The 20,529-nt window shown below is 53.2% G+C and carries 17 protein-coding genes and 7 tRNA genes; 3 read left to right on the top strand and 21 right to left on the bottom strand.

Features of this window, described 5'->3' with window-relative positions; all coding sequences use genetic code 11:
• The first annotated feature begins 8 nt into the window (after window positions 1-8).
• Both ACLJRS_RS11470 and ACLJRS_RS11465 read left to right on the top strand, forming a co-directional pair.
• Window positions 9-704, top strand: coding sequence for a DUF1266 domain-containing protein (locus ACLJRS_RS11470; RefSeq protein ID WP_001672594.1), 696 nt, complete (start codon window positions 9-11; stop codon window positions 702-704).
• A complete protein-coding gene (locus ACLJRS_RS11465; protein ID WP_001017763.1) occupies window positions 701-2,173 on the top strand; it encodes a J domain-containing protein in 1,473 nt (490 codons plus the stop codon). The genes ACLJRS_RS11470 and ACLJRS_RS11465 overlap by 4 nt, the downstream gene beginning before the upstream one ends.
• A gap of 21 nt (window positions 2,174-2,194) precedes the next feature.
• Here ACLJRS_RS11465 and hscC read toward each other — a convergent pair whose 3' ends face one another.
• From hscC to miaB, 12 genes are all read right to left on the bottom strand, one after another.
• A complete protein-coding gene (gene hscC / locus ACLJRS_RS11460) occupies window positions 2,195-3,874 on the bottom strand; it encodes a molecular chaperone HscC (RefSeq protein WP_000368034.1) in 1,680 nt (559 codons plus the stop codon).
• A gap of 75 nt (window positions 3,875-3,949) precedes the next feature.
• A complete protein-coding gene (locus tag ACLJRS_RS11455) occupies window positions 3,950-5,188 on the bottom strand; it encodes a hypothetical protein (protein WP_000498870.1) in 1,239 nt (412 codons plus the stop codon).
• 31 nt (window positions 5,189-5,219) lie between these two features.
• Window positions 5,220-6,155, bottom strand: coding sequence for a pyrimidine-specific ribonucleoside hydrolase RihA (rihA, locus tag ACLJRS_RS11450; RefSeq protein ID WP_001207435.1), 936 nt, complete (start codon window positions 6,153-6,155; stop codon window positions 5,220-5,222).
• Window positions 6,156-6,271: 116 nt separating this feature from the next.
• Entirely contained in the window at window positions 6,272-6,997 is a 726-nt protein-coding gene (gltL, locus tag ACLJRS_RS11445; protein ID WP_000631369.1) for a glutamate/aspartate ABC transporter ATP-binding protein GltL, read from the bottom strand.
• A complete protein-coding gene (gene gltK, locus ACLJRS_RS11440; RefSeq protein ID WP_000272794.1) occupies window positions 6,997-7,671 on the bottom strand; it encodes a glutamate/aspartate ABC transporter permease GltK in 675 nt (224 codons plus the stop codon). The genes gltL and gltK overlap by 1 nt, the downstream gene beginning before the upstream one ends.
• Entirely contained in the window at window positions 7,671-8,411 is a 741-nt protein-coding gene (gene gltJ / locus ACLJRS_RS11435) for a glutamate/aspartate ABC transporter permease GltJ (RefSeq protein ID WP_000020930.1), read from the bottom strand. Before gltJ ends, gltK begins: the two co-directional genes overlap by 1 nt.
• Before the next feature lie 159 nt (window positions 8,412-8,570).
• Window positions 8,571-9,479, bottom strand: coding sequence for an amino acid ABC transporter substrate-binding protein (locus tag ACLJRS_RS11430; protein WP_001518176.1), 909 nt, complete (start codon window positions 9,477-9,479; stop codon window positions 8,571-8,573).
• Between the two features lie 354 nt (window positions 9,480-9,833).
• Window positions 9,834-11,372 carry an apolipoprotein N-acyltransferase gene (gene lnt / locus ACLJRS_RS11425; protein WP_064013327.1) on the bottom strand — a complete coding sequence of 513 codons (1,539 nt, stop codon included), beginning with the start codon at window positions 11,370-11,372 and terminating at the stop codon, window positions 9,834-9,836.
• A gap of 19 nt (window positions 11,373-11,391) precedes the next feature.
• Window positions 11,392-12,270, bottom strand: a complete 879-nt coding sequence (corC, locus tag ACLJRS_RS11420; RefSeq protein ID WP_001278615.1) for a CNNM family magnesium/cobalt transport protein CorC — start codon at window positions 12,268-12,270, stop codon at window positions 11,392-11,394.
• A gap of 157 nt (window positions 12,271-12,427) precedes the next feature.
• Window positions 12,428-12,901, bottom strand: a complete 474-nt coding sequence (gene ybeY / locus ACLJRS_RS11415; protein WP_000084477.1) for an rRNA maturation RNase YbeY — start codon at window positions 12,899-12,901, stop codon at window positions 12,428-12,430.
• Entirely contained in the window at window positions 12,898-13,944 is a 1,047-nt protein-coding gene (locus ACLJRS_RS11410) for a PhoH family protein (RefSeq protein WP_001018045.1), read from the bottom strand. Before ACLJRS_RS11410 ends, ybeY begins: the two co-directional genes overlap by 4 nt.
• 204 nt (window positions 13,945-14,148) lie before the next feature.
• Window positions 14,149-15,573 carry a tRNA (N6-isopentenyl adenosine(37)-C2)-methylthiotransferase MiaB gene (miaB, locus tag ACLJRS_RS11405; RefSeq protein ID WP_001519200.1) on the bottom strand — a complete coding sequence of 475 codons (1,425 nt, stop codon included), beginning with the start codon at window positions 15,571-15,573 and terminating at the stop codon, window positions 14,149-14,151.
• 143 nt (window positions 15,574-15,716) lie between these two features.
• On the opposite strand from miaB, the gene ubiF reads away from it, so the two are divergent.
• On the top strand, window positions 15,717-16,892 hold the full coding sequence (gene ubiF / locus ACLJRS_RS11400) for a 3-demethoxyubiquinol 3-hydroxylase (protein ID WP_410957809.1): 1,176 nt from the start codon (window positions 15,717-15,719) through the stop codon (window positions 16,890-16,892).
• A 66-nt stretch (window positions 16,893-16,958) separates the two neighbouring features.
• On the opposite strand, the gene ACLJRS_RS11395 is transcribed toward ubiF, so the two are convergent.
• The 9 genes from ACLJRS_RS11395 to asnB form a co-directional block, all read right to left on the bottom strand.
• Window positions 16,959-17,534: a membrane protein gene (locus tag ACLJRS_RS11395; protein WP_001109079.1), complete on the bottom strand. Its 576-nt coding sequence runs from the start codon at window positions 17,532-17,534 to the stop codon at window positions 16,959-16,961.
• 135 nt (window positions 17,535-17,669) lie between these two features.
• Window positions 17,670-17,744, bottom strand: a tRNA-Gln gene (locus ACLJRS_RS11390).
• 43 nt (window positions 17,745-17,787) lie between these two features.
• Window positions 17,788-17,862: transfer RNA gene (locus ACLJRS_RS11385), tRNA-Gln, on the bottom strand.
• Between the two features lie 46 nt (window positions 17,863-17,908).
• Window positions 17,909-17,985, bottom strand: a tRNA-Met gene (locus ACLJRS_RS11380).
• A gap of 15 nt (window positions 17,986-18,000) precedes the next feature.
• Window positions 18,001-18,075, bottom strand: a tRNA-Gln gene (locus tag ACLJRS_RS11375).
• 35 nt (window positions 18,076-18,110) lie between these two features.
• A tRNA-Gln gene (locus ACLJRS_RS11370) sits at window positions 18,111-18,185 on the bottom strand.
• Between the two features lie 23 nt (window positions 18,186-18,208).
• Window positions 18,209-18,293: transfer RNA gene (locus ACLJRS_RS11365), tRNA-Leu, on the bottom strand.
• A gap of 8 nt (window positions 18,294-18,301) precedes the next feature.
• Window positions 18,302-18,378: transfer RNA gene (locus ACLJRS_RS11360), tRNA-Met, on the bottom strand.
• Between the two features lie 221 nt (window positions 18,379-18,599).
• Window positions 18,600-20,264, bottom strand: coding sequence for an asparagine synthase B (asnB, locus tag ACLJRS_RS11355; RefSeq protein WP_000337034.1), 1,665 nt, complete (start codon window positions 20,262-20,264; stop codon window positions 18,600-18,602).
• Between the last annotated feature and the right edge of the window lie 265 nt (window positions 20,265-20,529).

Genomic DNA, 20,529 nt, shown 5'->3' with positions numbered 1-20,529 from the left:
TATCGAATATGGACAAGGAAGAACAATATTTACTTTTTGCGCTCTCCACACCGATGGAGGTGCTATATATCGGCAATGAGCCTTCGCATACCTCTCCAGCAATGTATACCGGAATTCCTGCTGTCGATCTCTCCGATTCATGGGGGATTGATAACCGTGAAGATCTTATTCAAACCATCTATCGGATGACGGACGATGGTCATGCGGCAGATTTGGCTCCCTTTTATATCCGCTGGTTTACGCTATCTCCTCGTCAATGGCGCGAATTTACCGCGCAGTTTGGCGAGCAGGGCCAGATTTATGCGCGATTTGTTGCCGAAACCGCACTATGCTGCGGGCGTGGCGGCATTAAAGCTTGGGACTATGTGCGTATGGGGTTTTTATGCCGGATGGGGGTGTTGAATCAATGGCTGACGGAAGAGGAAAGCCTGTGGCTGCAATCGCGTATCTATGCGCGGGCGTACTATTTTTACGACGGTTGGACGCAATATTTTGCCGCCTATTCGTTGGGTCGGCTGTACTGGCAGGCTAAAGGGGACACCATACAGGCATATTTCGCTCACCTAAAGTACGACGCTTCAGGCGCGCGGATATTTAATGAACTGGCCTCTACGACAGAGAGTTATTATGCGCAGCTACCGTGGCGTCCGCTCAACGAACAACCGACATGCCCGGAAACGCTTAAAGGAGTGAGCGATTTATGAATATCTGTTGGGAAATCCTGGGCATTGAACCTACCACCGATCTGGAATGTATCCGTCAGGCTTATCTTGCCCTGTTGCCCTCATTCCACCCTGAGAGCGATCCGCAGGGTTTTAAGCGATTGCGCCAGGCCTATGAAGAAGCGCAGCATTGGGCCGCCTCGCCTGCGGAGGACGCAAAAACGGAAGAGGTGGGCGACGAACATGTAATACTGGTGGCGTTCAGGGAATTGCTGGCATCAGAGCGCGATCGCTTTCAGCCCTCGGCATGGCAGAAATTTATTCAGCAATTGAACCAGTGTTCAATGGATGAGATAGATAAGCTGCGCTGGCAGTTGTGCGACATCGCCATGAAAACGGAAACGATCTCGCTGTCTTGCCTGGCATTGTTGGCGCAGCGTCTGAACTGGCAGCCGCAGGAAGCAGACGATGATGCTGAGGGAGAAGAGCTGGAAGCATTTCTGGAGACCGTAAAGCGGGGCGATGCGTTTGATCTGCTAAGTCTGGCCAAATTGCCTCTTGTTGTTCAAGACCAAACTGACGCCTATTTTTTTAAGCTTGAGCGTATCTGGCGCTTTTATCCCGAACATTTTGCCGACGCTCTGCAGGTTCAGGGAGCCTGGATAATTCCCGATGATAAACAGCTGCATCGTAAACTATTACACTGGTTTAGCGCCGAGCAGTGGGGCATGGCCGAACTGGTCGATATTGCTCGTCGCTGGCAGGCCGCGGAGCCGGATAACGAAGATGCGCACTATTACCTGTGCAAACAGCGTTTGCTCTGCGGTGAAGGGGAAAGCTTGTTGGCCGATCTTTGCGATTTCTGGCAGCGTTACCCCTCCACGCAGGCGGACGACCTGTTGCTGGGCTGGTGCCGCCAGCACCGGCCTGATTTCTTCCCGCTGGCGGTGATGGCGGTCGAAGCGCGCTGTATGGCGGATGCCGAATATGTGCCCGGTGAAAGTGCGCGCACGCGTTTACTGTGGGCCGACATTTTGCACAGCGGTAGGTTATCACCGCTGGGGCGTTCATTTGTTGACTCCCTGTTTTATAAGCGAAAAGCGATGGCGTGGGCAAATTCACGGCTGAGTACCCAGGGGGAACCCGAAACGCCGCTGTTGGATCTGTACCGGACGGCGGAGCAGGTGGTGCTGGAAGCGTTTCCCAAAGAAAAGCCCTTTTTTCGCCTGCTGATCCGGCTGGAGGAGGGGCAATCCTGTCCGCTGGAGGCGCTGATAACCCAGGCATTGTCATCAAAAATCGCCATGAAGCCAGGCGATATTCGCGACAAAAAGGAGCTGGCGGAAGAGCTCAGGCTGGCGGCTGAGAAAGAAGAGACAAAATTGTCTTCTGAAGCGAAAACCGAAGCACCCCGTCAGACGGAATCTGGCGGGGTGATGAAAATCATGAAGATTGTCGGTTTGATCGCGTTGATTGTCTGCGCGTTAAATCGATTCTTCCATTTTTTCTGAACAGGGGCAGTGAAAGCGCCGTTACGGCGCTTTCGGCTCGTCAATACCCAGATATTCACAGGCGCGACGGCGCACGTCATCGACGCGCTGCATATCATTAGACAGCAGGGCCGCGTCGAAATCGGTAATAATCTCCCCCAGCATTTCGCGCTCATCGCCTAACGCGCGTGACCACTGCTCCTCTAACTGTGCTTTAAACGTCCGGTTAATCAGCATATCGCGGGGATAAATTTTCAGCGCCAGCAGCCGCTCGCGGCTGGCGTCGATTTGCTGCGTCGTCAGTGAGGTGGCATTGTGACTGATGATTCTGGATTCACTCTTGCCGTCTTCCAGCAGCACGTCAACTTCCAGCAGACCATTAATATCGTAGCTAAAACGAATATCAATGGCCTGAATGTGCCCGTTCGGCTTCAGCATGACGTCAAAAGAATCGATCAGGATATTATTTTTCACCTTATGGCTTTCGCCCTGGTATACCCTGACGCAAATAGAGTCCTGCTCAGGGTGCATGGTGGAGTACGTTTCCACTTTTGACACCGGAACGGTGGTATTGCGTTCAATGATGGGCGAGAAGATGCCAGGCACGCCCTGTCGGTTGACCTCTACGCCCAGCGAGTAGGGGCAGATATCCGTGAGGATCACTTCTTCAACGTCTTCATGGCGCAGGCGACAGGCGGCCTGAGTTGCGGCGCCAAGCGCCACGATGGTGCTGGGATCGTAACTTTGATAGGGCAATTTACCGAATAAGCGCACCGCGATGCGTTGCACCAGCGGCATCTGTGACGCGCCGCCGACCAGCACCAGGCTGTCAATTTGCTCCGGTTTGAGTCGGGAGTCGCGCAGCGCCTGCTCAATGGGCGTGCGCAGCCGGTTGAGCAACGGTAGCCACAGGGCTTCCAGCTCATCGTCATAAAACGTGCTTTCCAGAACGCTCTCCTGATAAAGCCAGCTCATGCGCAGCGGGGAGCTGCTGGCGCATTTTGCGGCTTCAACACAGGCATACAGCGCAGCCAGATCGCTATCCGTCAGCGCTGATTTATCGAGGTTCCAGCGTTTCAGCACTTCATCAAGTAACAAATGCGTGAAATCTTCGCCGCCGAGGTAGTTATCGCCAGCGGAGGCGTGAACTTCGATAATCGGCGTAGCGTATTCCAGAACGGTCACATCAAAGGTTCCGCCCCCCAGATCGAAAACCAGCGAACGGCTGTTTTGCTGCGTATGCAGGCCATAAGCCATTGCCGCCGCCGTGGGTTCATTGATCAAACGCACGGCGTTTAACCCCGCAAGCTCAGCGGCAAGTCGTGTATGCTTCCGCTGCTCATCGCTGAAATAAGCCGGAACCGAGATCACGACGTCCTTGATTGGCTGCTGAAGGTAGTCTTCCGCATCTTCTTTCAGCGAGCGTAAAACCAGCGAAGATAATTCCGGCGCATTAAACGACTCTTCACCCAAATGCCAGTGAGTATTACTGCCCATTGCGCGTTTAAATAAGGCAGCGGTTTTATCTGGATGAGATGTTTTACGAGCTGCGGCAGGTTTTCCCACCAGAATTTGTTTATTTTCATCCATACTAATTATGGATGGTGTTAAATATTCACCAAATTTATTAGGTATTAATTGTGCGGCTCCGTCTTGCCAGACGGCGATTAAACTATTAGTGGTGCCGAGATCGATACCAATCGCTAACGTTGCATTATCCATTGCGTTTAATTTATCGGGAAAGAGAGTTTATAGAATAAAGAACACCACCCTCTGGCGTGGTGATCTTTATCAATGTCACGCCTGGCGAAAGTATTCATCCATAATGTTCGTCAACTCCGGGCGCTCGCCGTCATCATTGATGGCGAAATCGAGGAAAAAAGCATCGGCCTGTGGCGTGCGTTTCTGGGCCAGTAAATGAAACGCCAGCGGGTAGTGGCAGGCATAACCGGGTGCGCGAGTCAGAAAACGGACAAAATCAATCAACAAGGGAGAATGGGTATAAAACAGCGCGCGTAACAGTACGGCGGGAAATCCCTCTTCGGTGATCCCTTGCGCCATGATTTTGTTGAGGCCGGCCTCGCTCAGATCGCCTGCGGCAATAATGTCTGCGCAGGCCGCAAGATTGGGATAATTCGCCGCGCAGTTAGCCAATGCGTTCGGCCAGTTGACGCGGGTATAACGTTCGTCATGGCGAGTAAAGTAATCCTCCCAAAGGGATGGCGGTAGTTTTTCGTACTGTATTTTCAGGGGGATGCGGCGCTGAAACTGGGCTTCTTCCAGGCGCTCGCCGTCATAAAATCGCAGGTATTGCTGTCGCGTCTCGTAGCATGTCATCGCCACCGGCTGGCTGATGACCCAGGTCTTCACGGGCCGGCCTTCCAGCGCGGCGGCGGTGGCTTTATGGTGACCATCAAGCAGGACGCAAAGCCAGCTGTCATTCATATACCAGGCCAGCGCGTGGCTCTCTGGCTTATCGCGATAATACCCGGCGCGTTGTGGGTTAAATCGCGATGGGGGCTGGCCTGGCAGTAAAAAACAGGGTTCGCCGGACTGGTAGTGATAGTCCACGTCAGCAATCCACTGCCCTGTGGTAGCGGGATTCGGTTGTTTTTCGTTACCCACCGCCCAGAAAAAATGCCCGTTGCCATCCGTCGGATAAAGTTCGCGTTCTTCCAGCCGGTAATAGCCATCGGCAAAGAGTGAAAACAGCGGCGTCAGGGCGGTAAATGCTTCGTTCAACCCGACTCCTGGCTGATTCCACTCGGCAAGTGAGGATAAAAACTGCGCGGCGCCTTCATCATCATTGCTAAAACCGGCATAAACAAATTCTGCGCAGGTTGGGCACCAGGATTCAGAGAAAAAACGAATCAGCGGCGAGCCATGCCAGGAAAGCGTATGAATACCGGCGTCAGAGTCGGGAGCGTGGATAACGCAGGGACGAAGCAATGCTTTTCCGTTACGTACTGAAAACGTTATATGGGCTACATCGTGCTGTAGCAGGCTGATTTCAGGTCTATTGTTACGCCAAAACATCGCTGTTCATCCCTGGATTCTACTTTGCGCTTTATGCGTAGTATTGCAGCCGTTCCGCCAGCAAATCGACAAATCCCTGGCGATCTACATCCACCATCACCGTCGCATTCGGCTTATTCCCCGTCAGGAAATAATAATCCACCACCGTCATCCCCTGGGTGTATTTCCCCTGGGTTTCCACGCCAACCCAACGCTCAACGGTGGTGAAAATCTCAGGTTTCAGCAGCCAGGCGATGGTGCAAGGGTCGTGCAGCGGCGCGCCGACAAATCCCCATTTTTCGTCTTTGTGGTATTCAAAGAAGAAGTCGAGTAGTTCAGCCACGATCGTCGAAATTGGATTGCCGATGTCGCGGAAACGCTCGATATCGGCGGCGTGAATCTGCGCCTTATGGGTGACGTCCAGCCCGGCCATCACCACCGGAATGCCTGACTGGAAGACAATTTCTGCCGCTTCCGGGTCGACGTAAATATTAAATTCCGCAGCGGGCGTCCAGTTACCCAATCCCATTGCGCCGCCCATGATCACAATGCGGGCGATTTTCGTATGCAGTTCCGGATGGCTATTCAGCAGCAGCGCCACGTTGGTCTGTGGGCCAGTAGAGACGATGGTGACCGGCTGTGAGCTCTCGCGCAGTGTTTTTGCCATCAGCTCAACGGCAGTGCCGCTTTGCGGGGCGAATGACGGCTCGGGCAGCGCCGGGCCGTCGAGGCCGCTTTCGCCGTGAACGTTATCGGCGATAATCAGTTCGCGCATGAGAGGTTTCACCGCGCCGCCCGCCACCGGAATATCCGGGCGTTTGAGCAGTGTCAGCATCCGCAGCACGTTGCGCAGGGTCTTCTCCGGCGTCTGGTTACCGGCGGAAGAGGTGATCGCTTTCACTTCCAGTTCAGGGGAGGCGAGGGCGAGAACGAGGGCGATCGCGTCATCATGACCCGGATCGCAATCAATAATAATGGGCAGTGCCATTGTGGCTCCTTGTAAGCGGTACTTTGTGACAAGGTTAACGCCCGGCTGGATACGTTTCGAGAAGCGAAGCGGTAAAGCGTGAGATAGCGCGCACTCTGACGTGCGCGCCGGGAAGATTAGTGCAGGATTTTCGCAAGGAAGTCTTTTGCGCGATCGGAACTGGGGTTAGCGAAGAACTCCTCTTTTGGCGAATCTTCGACGATTTTACCTTCATCCATAAAGATCACCCGGTTAGCCACTTTACGGGCAAAGCCCATTTCGTGCGTCACCACCATCATAGTCATCCCTTCGTTCGCCAGTTCGACCATCACGTCCAGCACCTCGTTGATCATTTCCGGATCGAGCGCGGAAGTCGGTTCATCGAATAACATGGCAATGGGGTCCATACATAGCGCGCGGGCGATCGCCACGCGCTGCTGCTGGCCGCCGGAAAGCTGCGCCGGGAACTTGTTGGCATGTGCAGACAGGCCAACGCGCTCCAACAGCTTCAGGCCTTTATCGCGGGCGGCGGCCTTATCGCGTTTCAGCACTTTCACCTGCGCCAGCGTCAGGTTTTCGATGATCGACAGGTGGGGAAACAGTTCGAAGTGCTGGAATACCATGCCTACGCGGGAACGCAGTTTCGCCAGATCGGTTTTTTTGTCGTTCACTATAATGCCGTTAACGGTAATTTCGCCTTTTTGCACCGGTTCCAGACCATTGACGGTCTTAATCAGCGTGGATTTACCGGAACCCGATGGCCCGCAGACTACCACCACCTCACCTTTTTTCACTTCTGTTGAACAATCGGTCAGCACCTGAAAGTGACCATACCATTTTGAAACATTTTTCAGGGTAATCATTAAACTGTCCTTTTCTTCAAATAGCTGACCAGCAACGACGCGCTCAGGCTGATAACAAAATAAACGGCGCCGGCGAACAGAATCATTTCGACCTGAGTACCGTCACGCTCGCCGATAGTCGACGCGGTGCGGAAGAAGTCCGCCAGGCTGAGTACATAAACTAAAGAGGTGTCCTGAAATAGCACGATGCCCTGCGTAAGCAACAGCGGCACCATCGCCCGAAACGCCTGCGGCAGAATAATGAGCTTCATCGACTGCCAGTGGGTCATCCCCAGCGCCAGCGCGGCGCTGGACTGCCCGCGGGAAATACTTTGAATACCGGCGCGAATAATCTCGGAATAGTAGGCCGCTTCAAACATAGAGAATGCCACCATCGCGGAGATCAGGCGGATATCGGTTTTCGGCGATAGTCCCAGCACGTTTTGCAGAAAGCCGGGTACAATCAGATAGAACCACAGCAGCACCATCACCAACGGGATGGAACGGAAAACGTTAACATACGCTTTAGCAAACCAGGCGATAGGGGCAAAGCTTGAGAGGCGCATGACGGCCAGAATGGTTCCCCAGACTATCCCCACGATAACGGCGGTGACGGTGATCTTCAGCGTGATGACCAACCCGGCCAGCAGGTAAGGCAGTGAGGGGATAATCGAACTCCAGTCAAATTCGTACATTATTTGCTCCCCACGTTGCCCGGCAGGCGGACTTTGCGTTCAACCAGGCTCATGACCAGCATGATAACGGCGTTAATCAGCACATAGGCCAGCGTAATGGCGGTGAAGGATTCCCAGGCGTGCGCCGAGTAATCCAACAGTTTGCCTGCCTGCGCCGCCATATCCACCAGGCCGATGGTTGAGGCAATAGCCGAGTTTTTCACCAGGTTCATCATCTCTGACGTCATTGGCGGCACGATAACGCGATAGGCATTCGGCAGCAGGACATAGCGATAAGCCTGCGGCAGCGTTAGCCCCATCGCCAACGCCGCGTTCTTCTGCCCGCGAGGCAGAGACTGAATCGCGGCGCGCACCTGTTCGCAAACGCGGGCGGCGGTAAACAGTCCCAGACAGATCATTGAGGAGAGGAAAAACTGAATATTGGGATCGAGTTCCGCCTTAAACCACATGCCAAGATCTTCCGGCAACAGTTCAGGCACCACCAGGTACCAGGTGAAGAATTGCACGATCAGCGGCACATTACGGAACAGTTCTACGTACAACGTGCCCAGTCCGGAGAGGAAACGGTTGGGAACGGTACGTAAAATGCCGAAAATAGATCCTACCAGGAAAGCGATAATCCAGGCGGTAATCGAAAGGGCGACGGTGACCTGAAAACCACTCCATAGCCAGCCGAGATAGGTGGTATTGCCGAAGGGGGCTTCCTGTAAAAAAATACCCCAGTTCCAGTCTATTGACATACATCTACTCCGAAAAAAAAGGGTAGCAGCGCTACCCTCGAAGATTGTTGCCCGGCGATTTGCGGCTTCAGGCCCGATGGGGAACGACCATCAGGCTTATAGTCTGTCCGTGCTGAGCGACAATCGAGAGGACAGGAGTCCCGTCCCATTTAGTTTTAGTTAGTTAAGCGCTTTATCATTCGGTGCTTTGAACAGGGCTTTCATCTCGTCAGACAACTCGAAATTCATGTTCAGGTTTTTCGGTGGGATCGGATTTTTAAACCACTTATCAAACCACTTTTCCGCTTCGCCGGAGGTTTGCGCCTGGGCGATGGTATCGTCCATCAGCTTTTTAAACTCAGGGTCGTTTTTACGCAGCATACAGCCGTAGGCTTCCTGGGACTGCGGTTTACCGACAATCTCCCAGTTATCCGGTTTCTTGGCTTTGGCGCGCTCGCCGGCCAGCAGCGCGTCATCCATCATAAAGGCGACGGCGCGACCGCTTTCCAGGGTGCGGAACGAGTCACCGTGGTCTTTCGCGCTAATAATACGCATCCCCATCTTTTGCTCTTCGTTAAGCTTATGCAGCAGAATTTCAGAGGTCGTCCCGGAGGTGACGACGACCGCTTTGCCTTTCAGATCCGGGAAATCTTTAATATCGCCGCCTTTTTTAGTCAGCAGTCGCGTCCCGACGACGAAAATCGTATCGGAGAAGGCGGCCTGTTTCTGGCGCTCAAGGTTGTTAGTCGTTGAACCACATTCAAAATCGAAGGTTCCGTTTTGCAACAGCGGAATACGGTTTTGCGAGGTGATCGGGATCAGCTTCACCTGCAGATCGGGCTTGTTAAGTTTCTTTTTTACCGCTTCCACAATGGCGTTGGAGTAGTCCTGGGAATAGCCGACCACTTTCTGCTGGTTGTCGTAATAAGAAAAGGGCACAGAAGATTCGCGATGCCCGACGACGATCACGCCATTTTTAGCGATCTTGTCCAGGGTGCTACCAGCGGCAGGCGCGCCATCTTCTGCGTGCGCAAGGCCCGCAGACAGTCCCATGACCAGCATTGCTGTGGTTAGCTTACGTAATTGCATATCCAACTCCTTTATCATCTGCGCCGTCGACGCATTGATAGCTATTGTGATGTTGTTATTGCCTGCAACTTGCGCGTGCAGTGTTATGTGTGTTTGTTAACATTTAGTGTGGCTTGTTGTAAATATTTTGCTGCGATATTGTTTATTTTTGCGAAGTGCGCCGCACCGTTCAGAGGCAAAAATCCTACATTGCACCGTTCAGGTGCTACCGATGATCGATTTTGGTGCGACCAGGTTGCACAAGCAGCCAGAACAGGTTTGCCATGTTTAACAAAGCAATAGACGTGCCAGAATGGGGGAAAAAGGAGGATTTTCAGGCCGGATAAATGAAGCGCTATCCGGCCTGGGGAGAGATTATTTCCGTCGTTGTCGCAGACTCATCACTACCGCGCCAAAAGCAAACAGCGCGGTCAGTACCCATAGCGGCCAGTTGCCGGTACGGGCATAGGGAGTTAACCCCGTGGTTGGCGTGACGTGGGTGGTCAGTACCTGGCGTGTGAACTGCGGGATCATCGCCTGAATTTCGCCCTGCGGGCCAATCACCGCCGTAATACCGTTATTAGTACTGCGCAGCAACGGACGCGCCAGCTCCAGCGAACGCATCCGCGCCATCTGGAGATGTTGCCACGGGCCAATGGACTTACCAAACCAGGCGTCGTTAGAAATCGTCAGCAGGTAGTCGGTGTCCGGGCGGAAGTTATCTCGCACCTGCTCGCCAAGAATAATTTCATAACAGATTGCCGCCGTCAGCTTATAGTCGTGCGCATGTAACTGCGGCTGGATATAAGGGCCGCGGCTAAAGGAGGACATGGGCAGATCGAAGAACGGCGCCAGCGGACGCAGGATAGACTCCAGCGGAACGAACTCGCCAAAGGGTACAAGGTGATTTTTATTGTAGCGATTGGGCGAGTCATAACTGTATGGATTATCCTTGCCCAACGTAATAATCGTATTGTAGGTGTCGTATCGATTCTGTTTATTGAGACGCGCATCGACAATACCGGTGATCAGCGTGCTATTTTTTTCGCGTAACATCTCGTCCAGCGAACGAAGGAAAGGCTGCTGATTGATTTCGAGATCCGGAATCGCCGACTCAGGCCAGATAATAATCTGTGATTTGCCTAACTCTGGGCGAGTTTCGTTGAGATAAATTTTTAGCGTATTCAGTAGCTGGTTTTCGTCCCACTTCAGCGACTGCGGAATATCGCCCTGCACCAGCGATACCTGGGTCGCTTTGGCCGGTTCCAGCGTAAACCACTGGATATAACGTAGCGGAAAGGGCAAAGCAAACAGAATCACGGCGACAGCCAGCGGACGCCAGTTCCGCGTCGCCAGTGCCAGCGCTAACAGGCCGCTGACCATCATCAGCAGGAAGTTGATCGCTTCGACGCCCATTACCGGCGCCAGGCCTTTTAGCGGGCCATCGACCTGACTATAGCCAAATTGCAGCCAGGGGAAGCCGGTCAGCACCCAGCCGCGTAAAAATTCGGTGATTTGCCATATTGCAGGCGCGGCGATAGCGACGCGCAGCCAGTTGGTTTTTGGCCACAGGCGCGACAAAATCCCGGCAAACAGTCCGGTATACAGCGAGAGATAAGCTGCAAGCAGCACCACCAGAAAAACGTTAACCGGGCCCGGCATGCCGCCAAACTGCGCGATACTGACATAAACCCAGTTAATCCCGCTGCCGAAAAGTCCGAGTCCCCAGCAATAGCCGATGGCGGCAGACTGGAGCGGGCGGCGATTAAACGTTAAGGCCTGCAGCCCGATAAGCGACACTATCGCTGCGGGCCAGACGTCATACGGAGAGAAAGCCAGTGTTCCGCAGGCGCCGAATAATAACGCCAGCAGCAGGCGAATACGCTGGCGTTCAATTAACGAGGCAAATGCCATTTTTAGTCCACTATTGCTGTTATTCGTCCAGTTTTGGCTGGGGCGAGTCATCCGGGATCCTGACATGCACCTGAATAATACGACGACTATCGGCCATCGCCACTTTGAACTGGTAACCATCAATGTCAATGGTTTCGCCGCGGGCCGGTAAATGGCCGAACGCCTGCATCACCAGCCCGCCGATGGTATCGACTTCTTCATCGCTGAAGTGGGTGCCGAAAGCGTCATTGAAGTCTTCAATCGACGCCAGCGCGCGAATCGTCCAGGTATGGCGGCTAAGCTGACGGAAGTCGATATCGTCTTCTTCGTCATACTCATCTTCAATTTCACCGACAATCAGTTCGAGGATGTCTTCGATAGTCACAAGGCCGGAAACGCCGCCAAACTCATCGATAACGATGGCCATATGGTAGCGCTGGGAGCGGAATTCCTTGAGCATACGGTCAACCCGTTTGCTTTCCGGTACGACAACCGCGGTGCGTAACACTTTGTCCATGCTGAAGGCTTCGGCATCGCTGCGCATAAACGGCAGCAAATCTTTGGCCATCAGAATCCCTTCAATGTGATCTTTATCTTCGCTGATCACCGGAAAACGCGAGTGGGCGGACTCGATGATAACATCGAGACATTCGTCCAGCGTCTGGTTGCGTTTCAGGGTAATCATCTGGGAGCGCGGGATCATAATATCGCGAACGCGCTGGTCGGCGATGTCCATTACGCCTTCGAGCATATCGCGCGTATCTTCATCGATAAGCTCGTTCTGCCCGGAATCACGGATCAGCGCCAGCAACTCATCACGGTTTTTAGGTTCACCGTGGAAAAGCTGGCTGAGTAGCAGGGAAAAAAATCCCTTTTTACTGTTTACTGTGTCACTACTGTGTGAATTGTCGTCGCTCATGGCGTCGTATGGGTTCTCATGTTAGTTAATACAAAGCTCGTCATGCGTATACTCAGCTGTGACGGCATGTTTTGCCTGATGACGCTACGCTTATCAGGGCTACAAAAGGCATGAATGTAGGCCGGATAAGGCGCAAGCGCCGCCATCCGGCAAGCTACTATTCTGCAATCTTCTCGGCAATGTACGGATCCTCATAGCCCATAGCAAGCATAATCTCCGTTTCGAGAGACTCCATCTCTTCCGCTTCGTCATCGTCGATATGATCGTAACCCAGCAAATGCAGGCTACCGTGCACGACCATGTGCGCCCAGTGCGCCTCCAGCGGCTTGCTCTGTTCTTGCGCTTCCTGCTCCACGACCTGACGGCAAATAATCAGATCGCCCAGTAGCGGCATTTCAATGCCGGGGGGCGCTTCAAACGGGAAGGAGAGAACATTAGTGGGTTTATCTTTCCCGCGGTACGTCAAATTAAGGTCGTGGCTTTCGGCCTCATCCACCAGACGGATTGTGACTTCCGCCTCTTCCTGAAACTGCGGAATAACGCCGTCCAGCCAGCGTTGAAACTGAGCTTCATCCGGCAGGCCCGCGTGGTTTTCACAGGCCAACTGTAAATCGAGGATCACCTGGCTCATTTCTGTTCCTGCTCCTGGGCTTCACGCTTACGCTCTGCCGCCAATGCCGCTTTGCGTTTTTGTTCGGCCTCTTCCCAGGCTTCATAGGCGTTAACAATGCGGGCAACGACCGGATGGCGCACCACGTCTTCGCTGTGGAAGAAGTTAAAGCTGATTTCATCGACTTCCGCCAGCACTTCAATGGCATGACGCAAGCCGGATTTGGTGTTGCGTGGCAGGTCAATCTGCGTCACGTCGCCGGTGATCACCGCTTTCGAGTTAAAGCCGATACGCGTCAGGAACATCTTCATCTGTTCGATAGTGGTGTTCTGGCTTTCATCCAGAATGATAAAGGCGTCGTTTAACGTGCGTCCGCGCATATAGGCCAGCGGTGCGACTTCAATCACATTGCGTTCAATCAGCTTCTCGACTTTTTCAAAGCCGAGCATTTCGAACAGCGCGTCATACAGCGGACGCAGGTACGGGTCCACCTTCTGACTTAAATCGCCTGGCAGAAAGCCGAGTTTTTCGCCCGCTTCCACCGCCGGACGGGTCAGTAGAATACGGCGAATCTCCTGGCGCTCCAGGGCGTCTACCGCAGCGGCGACCGCAAGATAAGTTTTACCGGTACCCGCCGGGCCGACGCCAAAGGTAATATCATGATCGAGAATATTGGCGATGTACTGCGCCTGGTTCGGGGTACGCGGTTTAATCACGCCGCGCTTGGTTTTGATATTGATCGCTTTGCCATAGTCAGGCACGCTTTCCGCGCTCTGTTCCAGCACCCGCGCTTCTTTGATCGCCAGATGAATTTGTTCCGGTTCGATATCCTGAGTCTGGCCGCGCATCGGTGCGGTATCGACATACAGACTTCGCAAAATATCTGTCGCCGCGGTCACGCAAATCGGACGACCGGTCAGTTTAAAGTGATTGTCACGGCGGTTGATTTCAATACCGAGACGACGTTCGAGCTGTTTAATATTGTCATCAAACGGCCCGCAAAGGCTTAACAGACGGGCGTTGTCTGCAGGCTCAAGGGTAATTTCGCGAGTGTCTATATTCAAACTGTTCCTCTTGTGTCTGTATCGCCGGACGCTGAACATTTACCGGCATCTAAGGAAATTATTCACGCCATAGGGAAAAGGCGCAAGCATTGCAATGAAGATGGGGATGAAGAGAGAAAATTGCAAGGCCCGTCGGGCGACAGGCCATGACCAGGAAGCCCGACAGGCGTAGCGCCATCGGGCATTATTGCCTTTCCTGCAGGATTAAGGCTGGTAGAATCCTACGCCCAGCTCATTTTCTTTACGGGTACGGGCAATGACGGACTCCGGCGTTTCGGCGACGCGCAGCCCCATTTCATCTTCGGTACGCACCACTTTTCCGCGCAGGGAGTTCGGATAGACGTCAGTAATTTCCACATCGACAAACTTACCAATCATCTCCGGCGTGCCTTCAAAGTTCACCACCCGATTGTTTTCGGTACGGCCAGACAGTTCCATAATGTTTTTACGCGACGTGCCTTCCACCAGAATGCGCTGTGTCGTGCCGAGCATACGGCGGCTCCATGCCATCGCCTGCTGATTGATACGCTCTTGCAGAATATACAGACGCTGCTTTTTCTCTTCTTCCGGTACGTCATCAACCATATCGGCAGCCGGCGTTCCCGGACGCGCAGAGAAGATAAAGCTGTAGCTCATATCAAAGTTGACGTCGGCGATAAGCTTCATGGTTTTTTCGAAATCATCGGTAGTTTCGCCTGGGAAACCGACGATAAAGTCAGAGCTTATCTGAATGTCCGGCCGCGCCGCGCGCAGTTTACGGATGATTGCTTTATATTCCAGCGCAGTGTGTGTGCGCCCCATCAGATTCAACACGCGATCGGAACCGCTCTGTACCGGCAGATGCAGGAAACTGACCAGTTCCGGCGTATCGCGGTACACCTCGATAATATCGTCGGTGAACTCAATCGGATGGCTGGTGGTAAAGCGAATACGGTCAATGCCGTCGATGGCGGCAACCAGACGCAGCAGATCGGCAAAGGTGCCGGTGGTGCCGTCGTAGTTTTCTCCGCGCCAGGCGTTAACGTTCTGGCCCAGCAGGTTGACCTCACGCACGCCCTGCGCCGCTAACTGGGCGATTTCGAACAGGATATCGTCTGAGGGACGGCTGACTTCTTCACCGCGGGTATACGGTACCACGCAGTAAGTACAATATTTATTGCAGCCTTCCATGATAGAAACGAAAGCGGTCGGGCCTTCGGCGCGCGGTTCCGGCAAACGGTCGAACTTCTCGATTTCCGGGAAGCTGATATCGACCACCGGGCTGCGGTCGCCACGCACGGAGTTAATCATCTCCGGTAGGCGGTGTAAGGTTTGCGGGCCAAAAATAATGTCGACGTAATGGGCGCGTTGACGAATGTGCTCGCCTTCCTGGGAAGCCACGCAGCCGCCGACGCCGATAATCAGATCGGGATTTTTCTCTTTTAACAGTCTCCAGCGACCTAATTGATGGAAGACTTTTTCCTGAGCCTTCTCGCGGATTGAGCAGGTATTCAACAGCAGCACATCCGCCTCTTCCGCCACGTCGGTCAGTTGATAGCCGTGGGTGGCGTCCAGCAGATCGGCCATCTTCGATGAATCGTACTCGTTCATCTGACAGCCCCAGGTTTTAATATGGAGTTTTTTAGTCATCGACTTGCTCTTGCGAAATAGTGGCTGAAAAGCAGGGCGCATAGTGTAATGCTTTGGCGCGGTTGTGACCAGTATGACTGACGTCAGTCCTAATGGGTAAAAAATCCTGTAAACTTGTCTAAAACGTAACAGGATGAATGACCATGACAAATCAACCAACGGAAATTGCCATTGTCGGCGGGGGAATGGTCGGCGGCGCGCTGGCGCTGGGTCTGGCGCAGCAAGGGTTTACGGTGATGGTAATAGAACATGCCGCGCCTGCACCGTTTGTGGCTGACAGCCAGCCTGACGTGCGGATTTCGGCCATTAGCGCGGCATCCGTGGCGCTGCTCAAGGGGCTGGGCGTTTGGGAGGCGGTGCAGGGGATGCGTAGCCATCCTTATCGGCGACTGGAGACCTGGGAGTGGGAAAACGCCCATGTGGTGTTCGACGCCGCTGAACTCAAGCTGCCGCTGTTAGGCTATATGGTAGAGAACAACGTCCTGCAACAGGCGCTGTGGCAGGCGCTGGAAGCGCACCCCGGCGTGACGCTGCGCGTTCCGGCTTCACTGGCGGCATTGCACCGCCGCCACGATGGTTATGCGCTGGAACTGGCCGACGGCGAATGGGTAACGCCGAAGTTAGTGATTGGCGCCGACGGCGCGAATTCGCAGGTTCGGCAAATGGCGGGAATTGGCATTCATGCCTGGCAATATGCGCAGTCGTGTATGCTTATCACCGTCAAGTGTGAAAATGCGCCAGGCGACAGCACCTGGCAGCAGTTTACGCCAACGGGGCCGCGCGCCTTTTTGCCGCTGTTCGATGATTGGGCGTCGCTGGTGTGGTATGACGCTCCGGCACGTATTCGCCAGTTGCAGGGTTTATCGATGACGCAATTGCAGGTGGAAATTAACCAGCACTTTCCGGCGCGTCTGGGGGCGGTGATGCCTGTCGCGGCGGGCGCGTTTCCGCTAACCCGTCGTCACGCGTTGCAGTATGCGCAACCGGGGCTGGCGCAGGTAGGCGACGCGGCGCATACCATTCATCCGCTGGCCGGGCAGGGCGTCAACCTGGGGTATCGGGATGTTGATGCGTTGATTGATGTGCTGGCGAGTGCCCGTAGCTATGGCGAGTCCTGGGCCAGCCATTCGGTGTTGAAACGCTATCAGACGCGGCGCATGGCAGATAATTTTATGATGCAAAGTGGAATGGATCTGTTTTATGCCGGGTTCAGCAATGAACTGCCGCCGCTGCGTATTTTACGCAATATGGGGCTGATGGCGGCGCAGCGCGCAGGCGTGCTAAAACGTCAGGCGCTTAAGTATGCGTTGGGGTTGTAACCCGTTGAATGCCTTACCCGGTTTGTAAAAACGCTCAATTGCAGGTCGGGTAAGCGTATTGACATCTTACTTTACTGCAAATAAAGCACATAAACCTAATTTCCCTTTAAAATCAATTTCATACCAAGGTGATGCCATTTCAATTGTGCATACGTTGTATTGGCAACGTACTACTTTATGTAGCATCAGTAATGTGGAACTCATTGATTTTACAAGAATCGCCAGGGTGATTAATGCGGCGATAATCCGATACCACGTCAGTGTTGCATGTTGGACATCAAACCACAGAATATAAAAAGTGATGATGTGAAGAATGACTTTGCTGGACAGGGCGCGAATATAGAATCCACGCAGCGCCGTTTTCGAGGAAAACGCGACATTAATCAGCGCGCTTTGTTTTTCTTGCACAGGGATCCCTGGCAGATACACTATCCATTCCGCACTATTCTGGCGCAACATGACGGCCTTTTTCTGGTGCAGTATATGTAGCCTCATTGACACTGCCACGGGGTAAACCAGACCCAAAATAATCAACCAGGCGGCGCTGGCCGTGATATCAATGAAGGTGAAAGCGCAGAGCAAGACGACCATAAAAAATGTTAATGGCCGCAAAAAGAGATACCAACAAAACTGGTAATTCATTGTGAGGTTACCGAACGATCCCTGTAAGGCTTTATCATAGCGTTTTACTGATAGCAGGGCATTAAGGGGGAAACCTCTTTCGGAATTTATAAACGCAGAAAAGCAAAAAGCTCGCCGAAGCGAGCTTTTTAAAGGTGGCTGGGGTACGAGGATTCGAACCTCGGAATGCCGGAATCAGAATCCGGTGCCTTACCGCTTGGCGATACCCCAATTGTCGTACTTCTTGCGCTCGTTAGCAGAGCGTCTTTAAAACTGGCTGGGGTACGAGGATTCGAACCTCGGAATGCCGGAATCAGAATCCGGTGCCTTACCGCTTGGCGATACCCCAACAAATTATTTTCGAACCGGTCGAATATCTCGACGCGTTCTGAATATGGTGGCTACGACGGGATTCGAACCTGTGACCCCATCATTATGAGTGATGTGCTCTAACCAACTGAGCTACGTAGCCAGATGATTTCTTCGATGGCTGGGGTACCTGGATTCGAACCAGGGAATGCCGGTATCAAAAACCGGTGCCTTACCGCTTGGCGATACCCCAATACCGTCGCGGTGAACCGCAAACTCGAAGAAATATGGCTGGGGTACCTGGATTCGAACCAGGGAATGCCGGTATCAAAAACCGGTGCCTTACCGCTTGGCGATACCCCATCCGTACAACGCTTATCGGTGAATGGTGCGGGAGGCGAGACTTGAACTCGCACACCTTGCGGCGCCAGAACCTAAATCTGGTGCGTCTACCAATTTCGCCACTCCCGCAAAAAAGATGGTGGCTACGACGGGATTCGAACCTGTGACCCCATCATTATGAGTGATGTGCTCTAACCAACTGAGCTACGTAGCCATCTTTTTTCGCGTTACCTTATCGGCGTTGCGGGGCGCATTATGCGTATTGAGCCTTGAAGCGTCAACCTCTTTTTCATCGAAAAACGTCGGAAAGTGTCTGTTTGGTTAGGTTGCGAACAGCGTGGCGCAATATTCGGCAATTATTGGTTATTAATCGTTTTTCCGAAAGTGGTTTGCTATAAAAAAAGAGCCCCTAAGGGCTCTTTCGTCATCGTTAATTTACTGGTACGCCGACTGATGCACGCCGACCGCGCGGCCTGACGGGTCATCCATCGTTTTGAATGCTTCATCCCACTCAATGGCTTTGGCGGAAGAACAGGCCACGGACGGGCCGCCGGGTACGCATTCCGCCGCGCTCGGCACCGGGAACAATTCTTCAAAAATTTCCCGGTACAAGTACGCCTCTTTAGACGACGGCGTGTTGTATGGAAAGCGGAAGCGGGCGGTTTCCAGTTGTTGATCGGAAATCTGTTTCGCCGCCACTTCTTTCAGCGTATCGATCCAGCTGTAGCCTACGCCGTCAGAGAACTGCTCTTTCTGACGCCACGCGACGCTTGCTGGCAGATAAGACTCGAAGCACTCGCGCAGCACGTGTTTTTCCATCTTGCCGTTGCCGCACATTTTATCCTGTGGGTTGATACGCATCGCCACGTCGAGGAATTTTTTATCCAGGAACGGTACGCGCGCTTCCACGCCCCAGGCGGACATCGCTTTGTTGGCGCGGGCGCAGTCATACATATGCAGCGCCTGTAGCTTACGGACCGTCTCTTCATGTAACTCTTTGGCGTTCGGCGCTTTATGGAAGTACAGGTAGCCGCCAAACACCTCATCGGAACCTTCGCCGGAGAGCACCATTTTGATGCCCATCGCTTTGATCTTACGCGACATCAGATACATCGGCGTTGAGGCGCGGATAGTGGTCACGTCATAGGTTTCAATGTGATAGATAACATCACGAATGGCATCAAGGCCTTCCTGCACGGTGAAGTGAATTTCATGGTGCACGGTGCCGAGGTGGTTAGCCACTTCCTGGGCCGCCTTCAGGTCAGGCGAACCTTCCAGACCGACCGCAAAAGAGTGCAACTGTGGCCACCAGGCTTCGGAGCGCTCCTGATCTTCGACGCGACGGGCGGCGAATTTTTTGGTGATTGCCGAAATAACCGACGAGTCCAGACCGCCGGAGAGCAGCACGCCATAGGGCACGTCGGACATCAGGTGGCTTTTCACGGATTCTTCCAGCGCCTGGCGCAGCGCGTTTTTGTCGGTGACGTTGTCTTTTACCGCATCGTAATCGAACCAGTCGCGCTGATAGTACTGACGAATTTCGCCGTCTTTGCTCCACAGGTAGCTGCCCGCCGGGAACTCTTTAATGGTGCGGCAGACCGGGGTCAGCGCTTTCATTTCTGACGCTACGTAGAAGTTGCCGAATTCGTCATAGCCCATGTAGAGCGGAATAATACCGATATGGTCACGACCAATCAGATAAGCGTCTTTTTCGCTGTCATACAGGGCGAAGGCGAACATCCCCTGTAAATCGTCAAGGAAATCCGGCCCTTTTTCCTGATATAGCGCGAGAATAACTTCGCAGTCGGAGCCTGTCTGGAACGCGTAACGATCGCCATACTCCGCGCGTAACGTTTGATGGTTATAAATTTCACCGTTCACCGCCAGCACGTGGGTTTTTCTGGCGTTATACAGGGGCTGGGCGCCGGCGTTAACATCAACAATCGACAAACGTTCATGTGCGAGAATCGCGTTATCGCAAGCGTAGATGCCGGACCAGTCCGGGCCGCGATGGCGCATCAGGCGTGACAGTTCAAGGGCTTTTTTACGCAGTTCCGCTGCATCTGTTTTGATATCGAATACGCCGAAAATAGAACACATAGCCTTCTCCGTTAATCTGTTGCGTCGTACTTTTTGTGTTTGCTTGACTAAAAAATGCCGCAAAGGCGTGGAAGGCGCAAGGGGATTACGGTCTGAAAAATGAAAAATGCAATCGTCATTGTTGATTAGTGAAAAATGATTACGTATTGCGCGGATTTATTGATGGATCTTCAGTTTTATCGTGGTTTAATTGAATTATGTTTTTCCTGATGACGTTTCGCTTATCAGGCCTACAATGTTGTTCGAACCGTAGGCCTGAAAGCTG

Source organism: Salmonella sp. SAL00670, assembly GCF_046552235.1.
In the GTDB taxonomy this organism is placed as follows: Bacteria; Pseudomonadota; Gammaproteobacteria; order Enterobacterales; family Enterobacteriaceae; genus Salmonella; species Salmonella enterica.
Note: the sequence above shows the minus strand (reverse complement) of the source record. Positions and strands in the feature narration are given on the sequence as shown.